General features: G+C 42.4%; 13 protein-coding genes. 5 read left to right on the forward strand and 8 right to left on the reverse strand.

What is annotated here, in order from left to right:
• Window positions 1-4 precede the first annotated feature (4 nt).
• From H6G05_RS09320 to H6G05_RS09350, 7 genes are read right to left on the reverse strand one after another with little or no spacing between them, the layout of a single operon-like run.
• Window positions 5-2,113, reverse strand: coding sequence for a 3'-5' exonuclease (locus H6G05_RS09320; RefSeq protein WP_190577916.1), 2,109 nt, complete (start codon window positions 2,111-2,113; stop codon window positions 5-7).
• Between the two features lie 5 nt (window positions 2,114-2,118).
• Window positions 2,119-2,502, reverse strand: coding sequence for a toxin TumE (gene tumE / locus H6G05_RS09325; protein WP_190577917.1), 384 nt, complete (start codon window positions 2,500-2,502; stop codon window positions 2,119-2,121).
• Window positions 2,492-2,722, reverse strand: coding sequence for an antitoxin TumA (gene tumA, locus H6G05_RS09330; protein WP_190577918.1), 231 nt, complete (start codon window positions 2,720-2,722; stop codon window positions 2,492-2,494). The genes tumE and tumA overlap by 11 nt, the downstream gene beginning before the upstream one ends.
• A gap of 43 nt (window positions 2,723-2,765) precedes the next feature.
• Complete coding sequence (locus H6G05_RS09335; RefSeq protein ID WP_190577919.1) at window positions 2,766-5,552, reverse strand: site-specific DNA-methyltransferase; 2,787 nt, start codon at window positions 5,550-5,552, stop codon at window positions 2,766-2,768.
• A 4-nt stretch (window positions 5,553-5,556) separates the two neighbouring features.
• On the reverse strand, window positions 5,557-5,949 hold the full coding sequence (locus tag H6G05_RS09340) for a type II toxin-antitoxin system VapC family toxin (protein WP_190577920.1): 393 nt from the start codon (window positions 5,947-5,949) through the stop codon (window positions 5,557-5,559).
• Between the two features lie 5 nt (window positions 5,950-5,954).
• On the reverse strand, window positions 5,955-6,368 hold the full coding sequence (locus H6G05_RS24995) for a hypothetical protein (RefSeq protein ID WP_199310413.1): 414 nt from the start codon (window positions 6,366-6,368) through the stop codon (window positions 5,955-5,957).
• Window positions 6,369-6,400: 32 nt separating this feature from the next.
• A complete protein-coding gene (locus tag H6G05_RS09350) occupies window positions 6,401-9,403 on the reverse strand; it encodes a BPTD_3080 family restriction endonuclease (protein WP_190577921.1) in 3,003 nt (1,000 codons plus the stop codon).
• Between the two features lie 430 nt (window positions 9,404-9,833).
• Here H6G05_RS09350 and H6G05_RS09355 point away from each other — a divergent pair, with 430 nt between their 5' ends.
• The 4 genes from H6G05_RS09355 (at window position 9,834) to H6G05_RS09370 (ending at window position 13,716) form a co-directional block, all read left to right on the forward strand.
• Window positions 9,834-10,742, forward strand: coding sequence for a substrate-binding periplasmic protein (locus H6G05_RS09355; protein ID WP_190577922.1), 909 nt, complete (start codon window positions 9,834-9,836; stop codon window positions 10,740-10,742).
• A complete protein-coding gene (locus H6G05_RS09360; RefSeq protein WP_190577923.1) occupies window positions 10,739-11,551 on the forward strand; it encodes a J domain-containing protein in 813 nt (270 codons plus the stop codon). Before H6G05_RS09355 ends, H6G05_RS09360 begins: the two co-directional genes overlap by 4 nt.
• Before the next feature lie 62 nt (window positions 11,552-11,613).
• Window positions 11,614-12,627 (forward strand): GGDEF domain-containing response regulator, encoded by a 1,014-nt coding sequence (locus H6G05_RS09365; protein WP_190577924.1) that lies wholly within the window; start codon window positions 11,614-11,616, stop codon window positions 12,625-12,627.
• A gap of 6 nt (window positions 12,628-12,633) precedes the next feature.
• On the forward strand, window positions 12,634-13,716 hold the full coding sequence (locus H6G05_RS09370; protein WP_190577925.1) for a DUF1517 domain-containing protein: 1,083 nt from the start codon (window positions 12,634-12,636) through the stop codon (window positions 13,714-13,716).
• Window positions 13,717-13,956: 240 nt separating this feature from the next.
• Here H6G05_RS09370 and H6G05_RS09375 read toward each other — a convergent pair whose 3' ends face one another.
• Entirely contained in the window at window positions 13,957-14,928 is a 972-nt protein-coding gene (locus tag H6G05_RS09375; RefSeq protein WP_190577926.1) for an ABC transporter ATP-binding protein, read from the reverse strand.
• A 426-nt stretch (window positions 14,929-15,354) separates the two neighbouring features.
• Between H6G05_RS09375 and H6G05_RS09380 the strand changes: the two genes are divergently transcribed.
• On the forward strand, window positions 15,355-16,398 hold the full coding sequence (locus H6G05_RS09380) for a hypothetical protein (RefSeq protein WP_190577927.1): 1,044 nt from the start codon (window positions 15,355-15,357) through the stop codon (window positions 16,396-16,398).
• The last annotated feature ends 53 nt before the right edge of the window (window positions 16,399-16,451 follow it).

Here is a 16,451-nt window from a genome sequence, read left to right on the forward strand (position 1 = left end):
ATATTCAGCCACTCCTCAAGTCATCTAAAAACTCAGAAGCAGGATCGACACCTGTAACTAATAGGTAATCTCTCGCACGGGTACAAGCTACATAGAGCAAATGCCTTTCAGTGTTGTAAACCTCCTCTAAATCAGATTCATCGCTGATATTTTCGACTCGCTCCTGTAGTGGTAAAACCTCGTCATCGCAAGCCATGACAACTACAGCCCGAAACTCTAAGCCTTTGGCTAGGTGCATGGTGCTAACTGCAATACGTCCCTCGGCAAAAGACAATCGATCGCTTAATTCAACAGGTTTTACACCAGCTTCCATAACTGCGGCGATTGCTCTTTCTATTTGAGGTTTGTCGCGAACGAATACACCGATTTCTTCGGGTTGAATACCATTGGCTAGATGATTGGCAATCCACTGAGCAACGTATTCACCTTCAGCATCATCGTCATCCAGAATTTTGATTTCTGGGGCTTTACCATTGAACACAGAAATGGTGTCTTTCCGTAGTTCTTGGTTCCCGTCCACATCAGCGATAGAACTAGGCAATAGGCGATCGGCGGCGGTGCGAATTTGGAATGAAGTACGGTAATTAATCGTGAGAGTTTGCGATCGCCCTCGGATATCAACACCTAAAGACTTCCACGAAAAAGGCTGTTGAAATATGCGTTGTCCCAAGTCACCTGTAAAAAATAGGCTATCGGGTCTTTGTGTGCCGATTGCTGCCAAGAAGCGAAGCTCGGCAATACCCATGTCTTGACATTCATCAACGATCGCAAACTGGAATGGGTAAACATTAGTTTGGGTAATCGACTTGGTTACAGCACAGAAAACTCCTGACCATGTAATTAGATTTTGCGATCGCAACCAATTCTTGACCTCTTGAAACACTTCCCAGAGTATTTCCCGTTGTTTGCTTCCTAGCCTAGTCTTTCTGCCTAAACGGGTCACATCTCGATAGTCTTCCCATGTGTCCAGTTGCCAAGCATCAACGACATCGTTCCATTCATCCCATAGCAATGACTCGGAAAACTTGCGGTTAGGGTTTTGAGTAGCGATTGCCACTAACTTAGCCCGCACTTTTAACGGATCGGCAATTTTGAGATTACCTAAAGGCTTGTAAAGCTCCCATGCAATATCTTGAATGGAACTAACTCTAATGCGATTAATCACCTTTGTATCGTTGCCAATTAACCTGTCTAGCTTGATTTGCAAAGCATTGGCTAGGGCTGGAGAAAAGGTGGTTAGTAATAGTTGGGCATTGGGATATTTACGGGCTAAGAATACGGCGCGATGTAAAGCAACAATAGTTTTACCCGTTCCTGCGGAACCAGATACACGGGCTGCACCGCTATAGTCTCGTCCGACTAGCGATCGCTGACTGGGATGCAAGAATACTGTCCACTTTTCCCAAGGATAATCAAGAGCTTGTTGCAATTCTTCGGCATTGCTCATGATACGGAATCGGCGCTGTGCGTCAGGATGATCGAAAGGATTGACCGCAGTTGTCGGAATAGTTGGTTTAGGTTTGCCGCCTGTGGCAATTTCTAGCAATGCTTCGGCGGCTTCTTGAGGCAAGTGATCGACCATATCGAAAAGTCGATCTTCATTGGCGGATTTGACATCAGAAATCCATTCTAGAGGTATGCCATAACTAAGCAAATCATCATCAGAGATATGGGCAAATAGTAGTTTTTTAGCGGTTGGTTTAGTGGATAGTGGAAAGTTTTTAGTGGTTAGATCCGATTTCTGGCTATCCACTGCCCACTTTTCACTAACCACTTCTTCATCCGTCTCGCGAACTTTGACAAGTTGGGCGGCTCCTGTTCTAGGGTGGTTTTCAATTTTGCGGCGATTTGCCCATGCATACGCCTTGTCATGATGATCGACATAGCAAAGCAGCAAACTGTTTTCGGTGCGATGTACGATCAAACGTAGGTCAAGATTGACACTGATCGAGCAGAAGTTTGGGTCTTTAGTGCGCTCGAGTTTGTGATAGCGCAAACTGGGGCTACTTGGATTTAGCTGCAAGTCAAAAGCAGTCATTTTGGCGATTTTTTGTTCTTGTCCAGTAAGCTTGCTAAGGCTATCGATGAAGGTGTCGGAGATACGAAATTCCATAGGTTTTATTCCAATAGTTCCATTACTTCCTTTAGAACTTCAGCTATGTATGGTTTTTTGCAAGCGATTACGTTATCAGGAAGATGCTTGTGATGTGGGAAGCTAGGCAGTTTAGGAAAGTGTGGTGTACTGTCATAACGAAAAATTAAATTATTTTGTGCATCTTGAAAGTGATAACGATAATCGATGTATTCGATTTGGTTATCTACAACAACAATAATTTCACTAACTGCCAGTAAATATTTGAAAGCAAAACGAACTTTCAAACGTAGATTAGCTCTTTCAGATGTTAAAGAACTGACTTTAAATTCTTCAACGTATATATTGGCGGAGTTGCGTAGGAGTTGATCAATTTCATCGAAATAGTCTTGAAGGATTTTAGGCGACATTTTTGAGCCTGCTCTCTAAATCATGATGGATCGCTAAATAATGTTGGTAATTGCCTGACCATTCGATAAAATCTTCATCGTCTGAAGTTTCGCCTTGAGTATATTTAGCAAAAAATTCTTCTGAATCCATTTGATACTTGATTTCATAGATGTTTAACTGTTTTGCGATCGCCACTAAAGCATCTAAAGGTGATGTATATTCAACAATTTGTTTACGCATAATTTCGATACTCCTATATCAAATAGATGGGTTTTGTCTAAGTTTAACCAACACTAAACACTTTCATCACTTCATCGCCAAGATGGTTGATCACCTTAACCGCAATGCGTCCTGACTTTGGTTTAGCAAAGGGTCTAGATGTATCGCTGTAAAGACTTGACCATGCCTCTTCGTCAATCTCAGCTTTAAGCGTGGTCTTGAGTGACTTATACGGGTCACTAGCACCTAAGAAATAGGCATGACGGACAAAGAAGCTTTCTTCGTTGTAGTCGGTGTCGATGAACCAACAGGCGATTTCATCAGCGTTGCTAGACCTGACTTCACCAGACTGGGGATGAAAGACATCGACACCGTGAATCTTGACTTGTAACTTGCCATCGTCAAGGGAATTAATATCAATATCAGGCTCACCAAAGATGACAAATAGGTTGCCTGCACCTGTATTTTTGAGGTCATTTGCCATGTGCAGATCGGCGTTCATCCGCGCCTTCAATATAGGGATACGACCGAGCTTGTTAAATTCGGCTGAGTGAGCGTCATAGTTAAAGGCACAGGCAATTAGGACATCAAAGCCAATATCACCTGCTTCTCTAGCGGCGGCAACTAGATCGGGACGCGATACTGTGCCAAATTCAGAACCGATGAAAATACCTGCACGTTTTTCTTTGTCATTTTCGCCTTCGACATAACGACCTTCAGCACAGATATATTCACTGGGAAAGGGGACAAGAGATGTGAAATTGATTTTGTCTTCTTTGTGAGCTTGTTGGACACCAGAGGTTTTAAGGTTTTCCAGAATCACATTGACAAAATCAATTTCTTCATTGTCGCGATCGCGCTTTGCATCTGGATCGATGAGGTCATCATTTTCATCGACTGCTAATACTCTGTGAGGTGACAAACTTTCAACGGTGAATGGACCAGCTACCCGCACGGTGTTTTTATCTTCATAGGGTTTGTCATAGAGAAATTCTTGATCGGCTTTAGCCGCAATGGACGCATCAATTTCTTTTTGTCTGGCAATGCGATTTTTCCACCAGTCACCATGCAGTTGTTTGGCTTTGTCCGACCATTTTGCCTCAACCTCACGCGGTATTTCCCATTCTTCCCAAGATTTGCTTAGTTCTTGATTCAATGCTTCGCGCAATGGGTCGAGCTTAGTTTGGTGTGATTCCCAAATGGTATCGATTTCGGTATTGTTGGCAATGGATTTGAGCGTAATGTGGGGAACGCGATCGTATACAAAACCTAATCGGATATTGCCATGTGTAGGGCTGTCGGATGGCATGGTACGAGTAATTGCTGCTTCTTTTTGCTGACCTTCGGGACTGTCGGCTAAGAGGTAATAGGGGTAACGTGCGCCCATGATTCTTGCACGGGCTAGGGCTAGGGCTACGCGAGAGGTGTCAATAGTGATCCAGCGTCTTCCCCATTGTTCGGCAACATAGGCTGTAGTTCCTGAGCCACAGGTGGGATCTAGGACAAGATCGCCTGGGTCGGTGGTCATCATAATGCAACGCTGGATAAACTTTGTTGCCGTTTGAACTACATAGATTGACTCTGTAGCCGCAGGTTGATCTGTCCAAGTGTTATCAAATTGAGTAGTTGGCGCATCTCCAAAATATCTTTTGTAATATGGACTACCACTAAGAAGAAATAGCCTATCTGCTTTTTGAAGTCTTTCCATTCCATCTGTATTTGTCGCCCAACTTTTTCGCCCAAAAGGGGAACATTTATGTCCTTGCAAAGTAAATTGATAGGTACAACTAGGCGTAAATCCAGAAGAGGTAAGCTTTTGTCTTCGATAGATAAGTTTCTGATCTTGCCAAACTATAAATTCATCGTCAGATAGTCTCCGTCTGCCAATAGGAGATGGTATGTCCTCAACAAAGCGATATTCCTTATCACCTGATATATCTCTTTCTTTGAGTATCGATCTAAATTTTAAAGTTTCCTTTTGTTTTGAATACCATAAAATAAAGTCATACGCTTTCGGTAAAAGCTTTGCGCCAAGTGGGTTTGTTGATTTAAAATTTATATTTGAGATAAAGTTGTCGCTTCCGAAAATCTCATCTAATAGAGATCGCACTAGATGAACATTCTCATCCCCAATCTGAACAAAAATAGAACCACTTTCCGTTAATAAATCTCTCGCCACCGTCAAGCGATCGCGTAAATAAGTCAAATAAGAATGAATCCCATCGCGCCATGTATCCCGAAAAGCTTTTACTTGTTCAGGTTCGCGAGTAATCTGATCCAGCTTGCCATCCTTCACATCGCGGCTAGTCGTTGACCATTGAAAATTAGAATTGAACTTAATACCATAGGGCGGATCGAAATAGATACATTGAACCTTACCGCGCAAACCTTCACGCTCAGCTAGGCTTGCCATTACCTGTAGGCTATCCCCCAAAATCATGCGATTTGTCCAGTTCGCATCGTGCTTATAAAATTCCGTCGCTGTTGCATCCTTCGGCAAACCATTGAAATCAGCAAACAAATCTAACTGCGTATCTTGAGTTGCCTCCGATCGCTCCTGACTTTGGCGGCGCAAATCATCAACGATCGTCTTTGGATGCACCTTTTCTTGAATGTATAGCGGTGGAGCTGACACAACCAAATCTGACCAGTCCTGTTCATCCTTGCCGCGCCATACTAACTGCGGATCGAGATCGCGATTGCGGCGATCATAGGCAACACGGATCGGGCTTTTCTCATCCTCAGCCATTACTGACTGATGCTCGGCTGTGGGAATATTGCGGCGTTTCGATTCCTCATGTTTGATGGTTTCGACTTTTTTGGACTGGTTGCTGGGCTTGCGTGGAGGCATGGGGTTAATCTTTAAAAGTCAGAATAGATGGATATTGAGAAATTATGGAATCAACAGTAGCGATCACTAGATCATGCTGCATTGCTTGGCAGATGAGAATGCGATCAAACGGATCTCGGTGAATAGGTGGTAAGTCAATCAGCTTTGCTATGCTTCCTTCATCAATAGACAAACTCTCAATTTGATGGCGAATACGTTGATTGGGTAAATACTTTTCTGGAGATTCGGGTAAAGGTAGCTTGCCAAGCTGATATTTAACCGTTGCTTCCCAAATAGAGGCAACACTCAGATATACATCGTTATTAGGATCTCTAATGCGATCGCGTAAGCTTGGAGTTAGTTTGGCATCACCATTGATAAACCAAAGGAAAATATGAGTATCTAGCAATAACTTCATGATAATTACAATGGTTGCTCAAAATCTTGTAAAACATCATCTGGCAAAGGATCATCAAAGTTTTCAGGAACTCTGAACTCATCAGCGCATAGGGCATAGGGTCGAAGTTGTCTTTGACGAGGAATATCTTTTGCATCTGGCTCACTTCCAGCTAATTCCAGCAAGGTTTTTACCTCAACTTGAGCTTTGCTAAGTCCTTTTACAGACGATTTTGAGGTTAAGTCCTCAACTACAGTAATCAGAATTCGGGCAGATTTAAACTCAGGCTGTTCAGCTAACCACTTTACTTGTCCATCTTGAATTATGGCTTCATAGGTTTTGAGCATTGCTTTATCTCCTACATTAATTTGAGATTTTATTTGAGATTTAGTGAAAGCGATCACATGGCTTCGGTAGCGATCAAGCTGTTGGCTCGTCATGTCATTTTTCTTATGTGTTTATTCTCATATTTTTAAAGTATTAGAGTTTCAATCAGCTTATGAAAACCTGAGTCAATCTCAAAAACTTCGGTAAACTCCGCAAATTGCCAACGTCCAAACTTACCCAAATTATTTACCCCTGGAATCCAGTAAGTTTTCATTGTATTTGCCTTGTCCTTAGCATCTTCACCGCGAAACCCTTTAATCTCCACGATCAGATTTAATAAATCATCGCGCCCATCATCAATCTGCACAATGAAATCAGGGATATATTTGCGCTGTGTCGAGCCGTAGAGATAGGGAACCTCAAACCCCAAACCTTGATTTTTGACATAGCTGCGAACCCTAGGATGCGCCTCGACAACTCGACAAAACTCCGCTTCCCAGTTGCCATCGCACACGACCCAATTTACATGGCTTTTATTTGGGGCAGTCTTCCACAGGGTTTGCTTGGACGTATTAAAACGCACATGGGCAGTTGAGCCAATTGGATTATAAGCATCGAGAACTGCTTGAATTGGGCGATCGCCATTGTCTGGGACAGACTCGATCGCATCTTTAATCCGATTGCAAGCCATATCTGCAATTTCTAGATAAAGCACCTGTGCAGGAAAAGTGTTACCCGTACAGCGCAAATAGCCGCGATCGATCCACTGCTTGACAATGCGCTTGAGTTGACCAAATAAATGCAGTTTCGGTTCTTCATTAGCATCTCGATACTTGGTATAAAGTAAGCGTTTGGTGAGGTGAAACAAAATTGTTGATTGGCGCATCCCATCCAAATGTTTAAGGTTTAATTCCACACCTTCACCAATAATGCCTTGATTATTCGTAATCGAAGGACCGACCAAAATCGGATTGATTTCTAAGAGCGAATCTTCATTAAAAACAGCCGTTAGTTTTTCGTCGGGCAACTCCACACGATAGCCTTCGACACGGGGAAATTTAATTTCTAACTCATCGCGATCGGGTTTTACCGCTTCGACATGAACAGTATTTTTGGGTGGTTTAGACTTGGCAATCACAGGCTTTGCCGTAAAGTCAAAGGGTATCCCCAACACATCAGCATATTCCACATCAAATAAGCCCTCATCATTGAGTTCATAGGAATAGCGCCGCAAAGCCCGACCGATCACCTGCTCACAAAGTAACTGCGTACCAAAAGCACGCACCCCCAAAACATGGGTTACAGTGTTTGTATCCCATCCTTCCGTAAGCATCGAAACCGATACTACGCAACGAATTGACTCACCTAACTTGCCCTCTTTGCCGACAGTATTCATGACCTCTCGCAATAGGTCTTGATCGGTGACATTTTCCAACACAGCCGATCCCTCACGTTCCGCTAAATCACGACGAAAGCGATCAATTTCAGGGGCTGCCATTTCTCGAAAATTACCATCTAGGGCATCGCCAGACTCTAACTGCTCACTATCGATTAAGAGCGTGCGCGGTCTAGCTAAGCGATCGCAGTTGTCATCGTAATTACGGAATAGTTCAAAATGCCCATTGTATGGGGTGATGCTGCCATCTTCATTTTCACGCTCAAACCCCGAAATAAAGTCATAGACTAGCTTTGATGTCGATGTGTTATTACAAACCACGATAAAAACTGGCGGTACTCTTATTCCCGTTTCTTGCCATTGCTGATAAGTTTTTTCGTAATGCCCATAGAGTGCTTCGAGCGCCGTTTGCAACTCAGGCGGCAGTTTTTGCGGATCTAGCTTGCCAGCAGCGCCACGCCCTTTTTTTGGCATCTTTTTACGGATATGCTCCCATAGGTTACGGAGTTTGGGCATATCGTCAAGGGCATTGTCGGATATAGGCACACGCGGCAGTTTGACAATGCCACACTCGATCGCATCCATCAGCGAAAAGTCACTAACCGTCCAAGGGAATAACGTACCTTCGGCATAGCCAGATCCTCTTAGAAAGAATGGAGTAGCTGATAGGTCATAGACTTTATCGACACCGAGTTTGCGCTTGACTGTCTCTATACCAGAAATCCAAAGTCTCGCAGCCTCATTGTTTTTCTTGGCTTCATCCTTTTCATCACCTTTGAGATCGTCGATCTCATCGTTATCAGGTTTTTCACGATAGCAATGGTGAGCTTCATCATTGATAACTAAAACATTTTTCATACCCATCAAGTCGGGCATAACCCTTTGCAGCATCTGCCCTTCAGTTTCTAGGGTTTTCAGAGGTTCGCCATGCCCTTGCAACATCGCCTTACCCACCTTAGAAATCTCTAGTCTTTCTCGCAGTTTGAAGGCGTGGTAATTCGTAATTACGATCTTCGCCCGCGCAATATCCCCTAACATATCGCTAGGGACTAACTCACGGTTGCTGTAGTAGTTATCAGGATGGTTTGGTTGCAATATTTGCAAGCGATCTTTGATCGTAATACCAGGAGTAACGACTAGAAATCCGTGTGTAAATTTCTTACTTGAACGATGACGCGCAGCGTTGATCGTCTGCCATGCAATCAACATTGCCATTACTGTTGTTTTACCTGCCCCTGTCGCTAGTTTTAAAGCAACTCGCCATATTTCAGGATTTGCGTCTTTATTTGCAGTCGTAATTTGCTCAATGAAGTTTTGACCTTGCTTACTGAGGGGCGCAACTTCAGCTAACCAAATTGCAGTTTCTACTGCTTCTAGCTGACAAAAGAATGGTCTAACCCCATGAAAATCGTAATGTCGCCAATGTTGTAAAAGCCTTGCTGTTTCTGGGCTAACTTGCCATTTTTCAGGATTAACAATCTTGCGCCATTCACTGACTTTTTCGCGCACACTATTGATAAACAGAGATGTCGCATAGGTCTGGCTATTATTTGAAATATCCTGTTCAGCAAGTAGCTCGCCCTGATTGAACTTCCGTTTTCTTGGTTTAGGAATCGGACTAATGAACTCGGCAGGTCTTCGACTTTTAGTTAACTGGTTAGTTGGTTGCCCAGACTTATCCAGTTCCCAATGCTGTGCAGGAATCTCATACGGAGAATTGAGAATAGGTTTTTCAAAAAATTGATGCGACACTTAAAAACTCTCAACCAGAACTACTTTCTCTACCAAAACACATATCACTTGATAGACGATCGCCTTAAAAATACGCCCTTTGCAGAGCCTAAGATTTAGAAATACTGATATAAATCCTTGCCCCGATATCCTAAATCCTTGACAATTTGCCTTAACAAAGCGATCGCCATTGGCGACAAAATGACTATATCAGATATTTTTTAGCTTTTATATAACAAAAAAGCAATATTTACGAAGTTGTATCAAGGGATAGGTCACTGATTCTTGCAAAGAGCATAAGGCTTTGTCTCACAACCATTTTGATTTTTTCGCCTTCATTTACCCTTGTTCATAGGCAAAAGTCTTTAACAATAGACTGCAATCATCGATCGCCATACAAGAATGATGGAGATATTGCTATATTTATAGCGATCGCTTGATTAGAGAATAAATGTTTAAGTTTGCTCACAAACTTGCTGGCTTAGCAATTTATACAGGGCTATGTCTAGGAATCGCTAGTACCATAACGCCCATCACATCACCCGCTTTTGCTGAAGATAGCAGCCTTGGTATTGTCATGCGGCGCGGACATTTGCGGGTAGGCATCGATGCAGCGATCGGTGGTCCCTATATGTTTTGGAATGCCAAAACCCAATTTTATGATGGCTTTGAGCTAGAAATTATCCAAGAAATTGCCGCAAGACTAAATATTGAGCCACGTCCAATTAATATCCCTTGGGCAAACCAACCTGAAAATTTGGCTTCGCGGCAGGTCGATATTCTGCTCAGTGCAAGGGAAGAAGGAGCCTTAGAAACAGGCGACACCAAAGGCAAATTTATTGAAACTGTGCCTTATTATCGTAATACTCAACGTTTGCTGATCCGATCCGATGGGACACAAATCAAATCCTTGCGCGATATGATCGGCAAGCGCGTTGGGGTTGTCGCAAATAGTGGAGGCGCAGCGATCGCCGAAACCTATAATAAAAATAGAGGCAATGCCATTCGCCTGTTTTCATCACGGGATCTTGATCGTATGGTGATCCAACTACGCGATCGCCAACTTGATGCGATGATCCTTGATGAACCTGTGGCAGTATGGCAAGTACGCAACAATCCCAACTTTACAATTGTTGGGGAACCGTTAATTCCAATTCGTCTTGTCGCGATCGTCAACAAAGATGATGTCTCGCTCAAAAAAGCCATCGATAAGGCTTTAACAGAGATGCGTCAAGAGGGTAAACTCGAACAGATACTTAAGAGGTGGAACCTGTGGGAAAGCCAGAAAACTTTAAAATCAACAAAGGTCTTGCCAGTTACGGTATTAGCGATCATTACGCCATACTCGGTTTACCAATGACCACTGATGCCGCACAAATTCGCAAAAAATTTCTCAAACTAGCGAAGATTTTGCATCCTGATGTGTTTGGTAGAACTCCCGAAGAGAAAGACACTGCTACCAAATATTTCTCAAAGATGGTTAGCCCAGCATATCAACTGCTAAATAGCGATCGCGAACGTGGTGAATATTTAGCAACCTTGAGGATGTTTGCCCAAAACAAAAAACAAAAGGAAGAAGTACCAACCCTCAGTTCCGAACTTGCTCAAAAACTGTATCGGATTCCCCATGAAATCACCTACAAGCAATATGTAGAGCAAGTTTCACCTAAGCAATATGAAACTCTTGACTCGATCTTGGAATATACCGCTACGCTCAGCGAGTTAAATCTCGTATATTTATTTACCCAAACCAGTCTTACCTTCACTTCGGGAAGTAGTGCAGCATCGGCATCTGAGTTTCAGCCTACCAATGCAACTGCTAATGCTGAGGCAACTCCTGCGGCTAAACCTGCCCAGTCTCCTGCGTTGCGTAATCTAAATATGGCTGAGCTATTTATCAGTAAGAAACAATGGACTGATGCACTCAAGGAACTGATTAGCGCTGAAAAACTTGATCCTAATAACGCTAAGGTATATGCGCTCAAGGGCTTAGTGCAGATGAATCAAAATGCGGCAGCGATCGCTAAGGCAAGTTTTCAAAAAGCGCTCAAACTTGATCCCAAAGAACCAATGGCTCTCAAATACATTAATCAGGTGAATGCAGCTACAAAACCACCAGAAAAACCACCAGAGAAGAAAGGCGGGCTATTTGGCTGGGGCAAAAAATAGCTGACAAATTTCTCGCTAAAGGTAGTAGTTTTTATCATTTCAATTATAGCGAGGCAGCAAAGTTGGATTTCCGCAAATTAAAATACTACCGACACAATTCTCTGATTTTGGTTGTTAGCGGCGATCGCCAACTTTTAGAGGCGATCGCCGAATATCTAACCACTGAAAAATATAATTTCATCACAGAAACCAGTGGCGAGAAAGCATGGGAAATAATTCTAGAAAAGAAACCCGCATTTGTCATTGCTGATTGGACAATCCCAGATGTTTCAGGTTTAGCCCTTTGTCATCGCGTCAAGGCAAATCTTGAACATCCCGAATTGCAGACAATTTACTTTGTCTTGATCGTCGAAGCTGCCAATGCTCAACAACGTCAAATTGCTTTAGATACTGGTGTCGATGAATTTCTCAATAATCCTGTCGATCATTCTGAACTAAAGACAAGATTACGTACAGGACTCCGCCTTACAGCTTTGACCCAATCTTTAACTTGGACAAATCAAAGATTGCTAGCTCAAAATGACTTATTAGATGCTCTTAGTCTGTCTGATCCTTTAACCAAAGTCTTAAGCGAGAAAGCCTTTGCGGGGATCATACCCAAGATAATGTCTCAATTTAGGGGATTTGGTACTTACAAAAGTTATAGCTTTCTGAGCGTGTTGCTCATTGATATTGATCACTTTACTCCCATCGTCCATTCCTACGGAGAGAAAATTGGGGATGAGGCTATCAAAGCGATCGCAGGACGATTAAGTCATAGTTGCACGGCAAATAGTTTGATTTATCGGCATGGGTTAGATGAGTTTGCCTGTGTTACTCCTCACCATGATACAGAGAGTGCCATCCAGCTTTCTCTAAATCTTCTTTCGAGTATTCGTAGTCATCCGATCGCAGTTTCTTCGGGCTTATTATTTCCACTGACAATTAGTATTGGTGGGGTAGTAGCAGCCCTAGAAAATCAGAATCAACAGATAAACGATATCAATTTTGATGAACTAGTTGCCTTAGCCTCACGCTCATTACTTCAAGCCCAAAAATCTGGTGGCGATCGCAACTATATCGAAATATCTGGCTAATATTTTATGCGTAGAACCAAACTTCAGTTCTTGACGACAGCTCTACTCACATTCTCTATCGTGCAGACTATCAATTTTGGGTTTATCGATCGCCTATCAAATCTATTAATCCAAAATCAGCAACAGGCTCAGGCAAGAAGTAGTGCAGGACGAAGTGGCGGCGGATCTTTTAAGCGTTCATCACCATCACCTTCTAAATCGCCGAGTAGATCCAAATCATCACCTTCACCCAAGGCATCTCCTCAATCAACCCCAAGTCGTTCATCTAGCCCTTCGCATACACAACCATCATCTGTATCGCCAAATCAGGATAATGAACGTAATTCCTTTACAAATCAACCTTCTTCCTATAGTAATAATCGCTCTTCATCTTCCTACTATTACAATTCTAAAGATATTGCATTAATAGTTACATTGCTAGTTTGGCTAGTTGTCCTGATCGTTGTCTTTGTAACTATTTATTGGATTTTGTGGAAGTTGATGCTCCCTTCGCAAGCGCAATTAAAAAGTGAATTTCTAAATAAAAATCTGTTGACGATCACCAAATTGCAAGTGGCTCTCCTTGCTCAAGCCCGTGAGATTCAGTCTCGTTTAACTGAATTAAGTCTTGGTGTCGATACAAGTACCCCAGAGGGTTTGCTGTCACTTATGCAAGACTCGGCGATCGCCGTAATGCGTACTCCCGAAAACTGGACACATGTTGCGGTAACCTCTCAATCATTGCCGCGTGAGCAGGCTGAGACCTTATTTAATCAGCTTGTGGTGGAGGAACGTGCCAAATTTAGCCAAGAGACATTAGTAAATGTGAATGGACGTGTTGCGCTCCATCCAGAGGTTGTTGCATCTCCAGACAAAGACCCATCGGCATATATTGTGGTCACTCTTCTTATTGCTACAGAGCATGATCAGCCTCTGCTTGGTCAGAAGATCACAAGCGTGACAGAGTTACACAAGGCTCTCGATCAAATCACTGCGATCGCAGCTAGTCAGCTTTTAGTATTTGAGTTGATGTGGACTCCTCAAGCTGCGACAGATAGCCTTACCTATGATGAGCTACTGACGGAATATAGCAACATGATTCAGATTTAAATTTTTTAGATTTAAATTTTTTAGAATAGATGTATGCGGCGTTACGCGCCGCATACATCTATAGCAATTACCCATTAATCTAAGAGATTTTTTGAAAGTGTTATAGCTGTCGCCATTCTTGTTAGGACATAAAACCCAAATAGTGTGAGGCGGCGCGAAGCGCCGCCTCACACTATTTGGGTTTTAATACAGGTGGCTATAGCTATACAAAGTAGAGGCAATTCATGAATTGCCTCTACTTTAGTCTTTATGACGTGAAGCCTTGATTTGATCGATAAAAAATTCTTCGAGAGTTTGGCGGGCTAGCTCGATCGCGATCGCCTTTGCCCCAATACTCGCAATATAAGTCAAAAATTCTGGTAGATCCTTCGCTAATTGACCATGCCAAGTATCATTCTGAAAAATTAAATGCTCTAACCAAGGTTTCAGCTCTTCCTCGGAGCCACCGCGCCCACTGACCTGATAGGACTGCTCTGTACCCAGCAACTCATTTAAAGTTCCCATCGCCACTAGCTCACCCTTGTTGAGGATGCCAATGCGATCGCAGATTAACTCCACATCAGACAAAATATGGCTATTAAAAAATACAGTTTTACCCTGATTTTTGAGCATCAAAATAATTTCGCGAACCTGATAACGACCAACAGGGTCAAGCCCAGACATTGGCTCATCGAGAAACACAATTTCGGGATCATTGATCAGAGCTTGGGCGACCCCAATTCTCTGCACCATACCTTTAGAATATTGGCGCAATTGCTTTTTCCTTGCTACAGACTGTGATAGTCCTACGAGATCAAGTAAATCAGCAATACGTTGACGACGTAGAGACGGCTCAACCCCAAACAGGCTACCAATAAAATCAAGCAGCTCCCAGCCTGTCAAATAATCATAATAGTAAGCATTTTCAGGTAAATAGCCGATGGATTGCTTAGCGGCGCGATCGCCGAGGGGATATCCTAAAATTTCACCAGTCCCCGATGTGGGCTTGACAATCCCCAATAAAATCTTTAACAACGTGGTTTTACCTGCCCCATTAGGACCAAGTACACCAAAGGTTTCGCCTTGACGAATGGTTAATGAAAAATCCTGTAAAGAACTAATTTTTTGATTTAACCAAAAGCCAGTACGATAAGTTTTGCTCAAGCCGTCCGCGACAATAGCGTTGCTTTGAATAATCTGTTTCTGGGATTCATTAGTCAATACTTCTACCATAGCTACCGATCTAAAGCTGCAAAGTTCATGCTTTGAAACACTATTTTAACGTCAGTTCGGGCTAATTTAAAAATGGGGATAATCTTGATGTTTACGACTTAAATTCAGATTTGTAACCCTAAATGATTTACAGCAACTGCCGAGCAAACGGGCCGCAAGAAAAAATTTAAAAGCGTTGCTTCACAACGCTTTTAAATTTTTTCTTGGTTTGGGTTTAAGCGCAAAGCACTGTAGGATTACTAAATAAGTAGATGTGCATAATTAATTACCAACCCAAACCCATAAGGTTGCGGGTTGGTAATTAATTATGCACAGGGATTTAAGCTAAATTTGAGAATAAAGATAGAAATCGTTACTTGACTAATAGAGATGTATTAATCGATAACCTATACAATGTAATGAAACAAGGCTAGATAGCGCCCCGCTATGAGTAATATTTTTTTGCTGCCACCAAACCTAGACAAGAAAGAGCGTTTTGCTGCTTCTTGGGAATATTTGCTAGAAAATATTCAAGATTTAGGTCAGGATTTTGTTGACTTTTTAACACAGCGATCGGGCAAGCCAAGTTCAACCTTTGTTAAAGCTGTTAGCTATCCTTTTTTTATGTCAGATATCCAACCTGACATAATTTTAGAATGTCAAGATTTTGATATTCTCTGCGATCATCGGTTGGAAAGTGAGTTAAACAAGCTTTCTCTAGACTCATTATTTGCTTTGGCTAAGGCTCAGACTAAACAGACTTACATAGCAGTAATTAGTAATAGTTATTGTCTAATCGAGCCTGAAATTTTATCTAGTAATTCAGCAAAGCAGCATTATCTAAAGCCCCATGATGAAGTTAATTCATCCATGCCATATTTTTGTTGGCAAGATGTATATGCTTTGGTAGCTCAAAGGCACGATCGCCTTGCCCATGAGTTTTCAGAATATATGCATTTCATGGATATGCAACCTTGGCAGCATAGTCAATGGGGTGAGCTATTTATTAATCCTGATGTGGCAAAAACTTTTAGTCAGCAATGGGCGAAAACAATCAATTATTTCCGAGAAATGAAGGTTGAAGCGAAACCAAGCGGCTATAGCGCCTTAGAGGTTATTTATCCTTTGCCTTGGTTGCAACTGCTTTATATCTATGCAGCACGATCTGTAAGTCATAGCGATCTCCATTCGGTGAGTCCCTATCTGGTTGCGACAATTTGGATTAAGGGGGATGCAAAAACTCAGATTCAGGCTTTTCATGGCATTTCTGATCGCTTTACGCTACCAGACAATAATCATATTATGGTGGAGATTAGAGCGAGTCTTGCCGATGGTCTATGGATGATCAAAACTGGTAGTCGCCCCAAACTAGCTGCGACTTATTACACATCGCTTGATCGTCTTGTTGCTTCAGATTCTAAGCAAATGCAACAAAATCTGCTGGCTTTTACTAATGCAGTCTTTACTCATGCTCAGAGCATAGAAAGCTAAAGGCTTTCATGCTTTTGAGCAATTGCTCAAAACAAAAGTGGCGGCGCTTTGCG

The sequence above is a fragment of the Phormidium tenue FACHB-1050 genome, assembly GCF_014696925.1.
GTDB lineage: Bacteria > Cyanobacteriota > Cyanobacteriia > Pseudanabaenales > Pseudanabaenaceae > Pseudanabaena.

Coding starts and splice junctions, on each gene's coding strand:
- H6G05_RS09355 (WP_190577922.1), top strand. CDS start 9,834: ATGTTTAAGTTTGCTCACAAACTTGCTGGCTTAGCAATTTATACAGGG.
- H6G05_RS24995 (WP_199310413.1), bottom strand. CDS start 6,368: ATGACGAGCCAACAGCTTGATCGCTACCGAAGCCATGTGATCGCTTTC.
- H6G05_RS09380 (WP_190577927.1), top strand. CDS start 15,355: ATGAGTAATATTTTTTTGCTGCCACCAAACCTAGACAAGAAAGAGCGT.
- H6G05_RS09370 (WP_190577925.1), top strand. CDS start 12,634: ATGCGTAGAACCAAACTTCAGTTCTTGACGACAGCTCTACTCACATTC.
- tumE (WP_190577917.1), bottom strand. CDS start 2,502: ATGTCGCCTAAAATCCTTCAAGACTATTTCGATGAAATTGATCAACTC.
- tumA (WP_190577918.1), bottom strand. CDS start 2,722: ATGCGTAAACAAATTGTTGAATATACATCACCTTTAGATGCTTTAGTG.
- H6G05_RS09340 (WP_190577920.1), bottom strand. CDS start 5,949: ATGAAGTTATTGCTAGATACTCATATTTTCCTTTGGTTTATCAATGGT.
- H6G05_RS09320 (WP_190577916.1), bottom strand. CDS start 2,113: ATGGAATTTCGTATCTCCGACACCTTCATCGATAGCCTTAGCAAGCTT.
- H6G05_RS09335 (WP_190577919.1), bottom strand. CDS start 5,552: ATGCCTCCACGCAAGCCCAGCAACCAGTCCAAAAAAGTCGAAACCATC.
- H6G05_RS09375 (WP_190577926.1), bottom strand. CDS start 14,928: ATGGTAGAAGTATTGACTAATGAATCCCAGAAACAGATTATTCAAAGC.
- H6G05_RS09360 (WP_190577923.1), top strand. CDS start 10,739: ATGACCACTGATGCCGCACAAATTCGCAAAAAATTTCTCAAACTAGCG.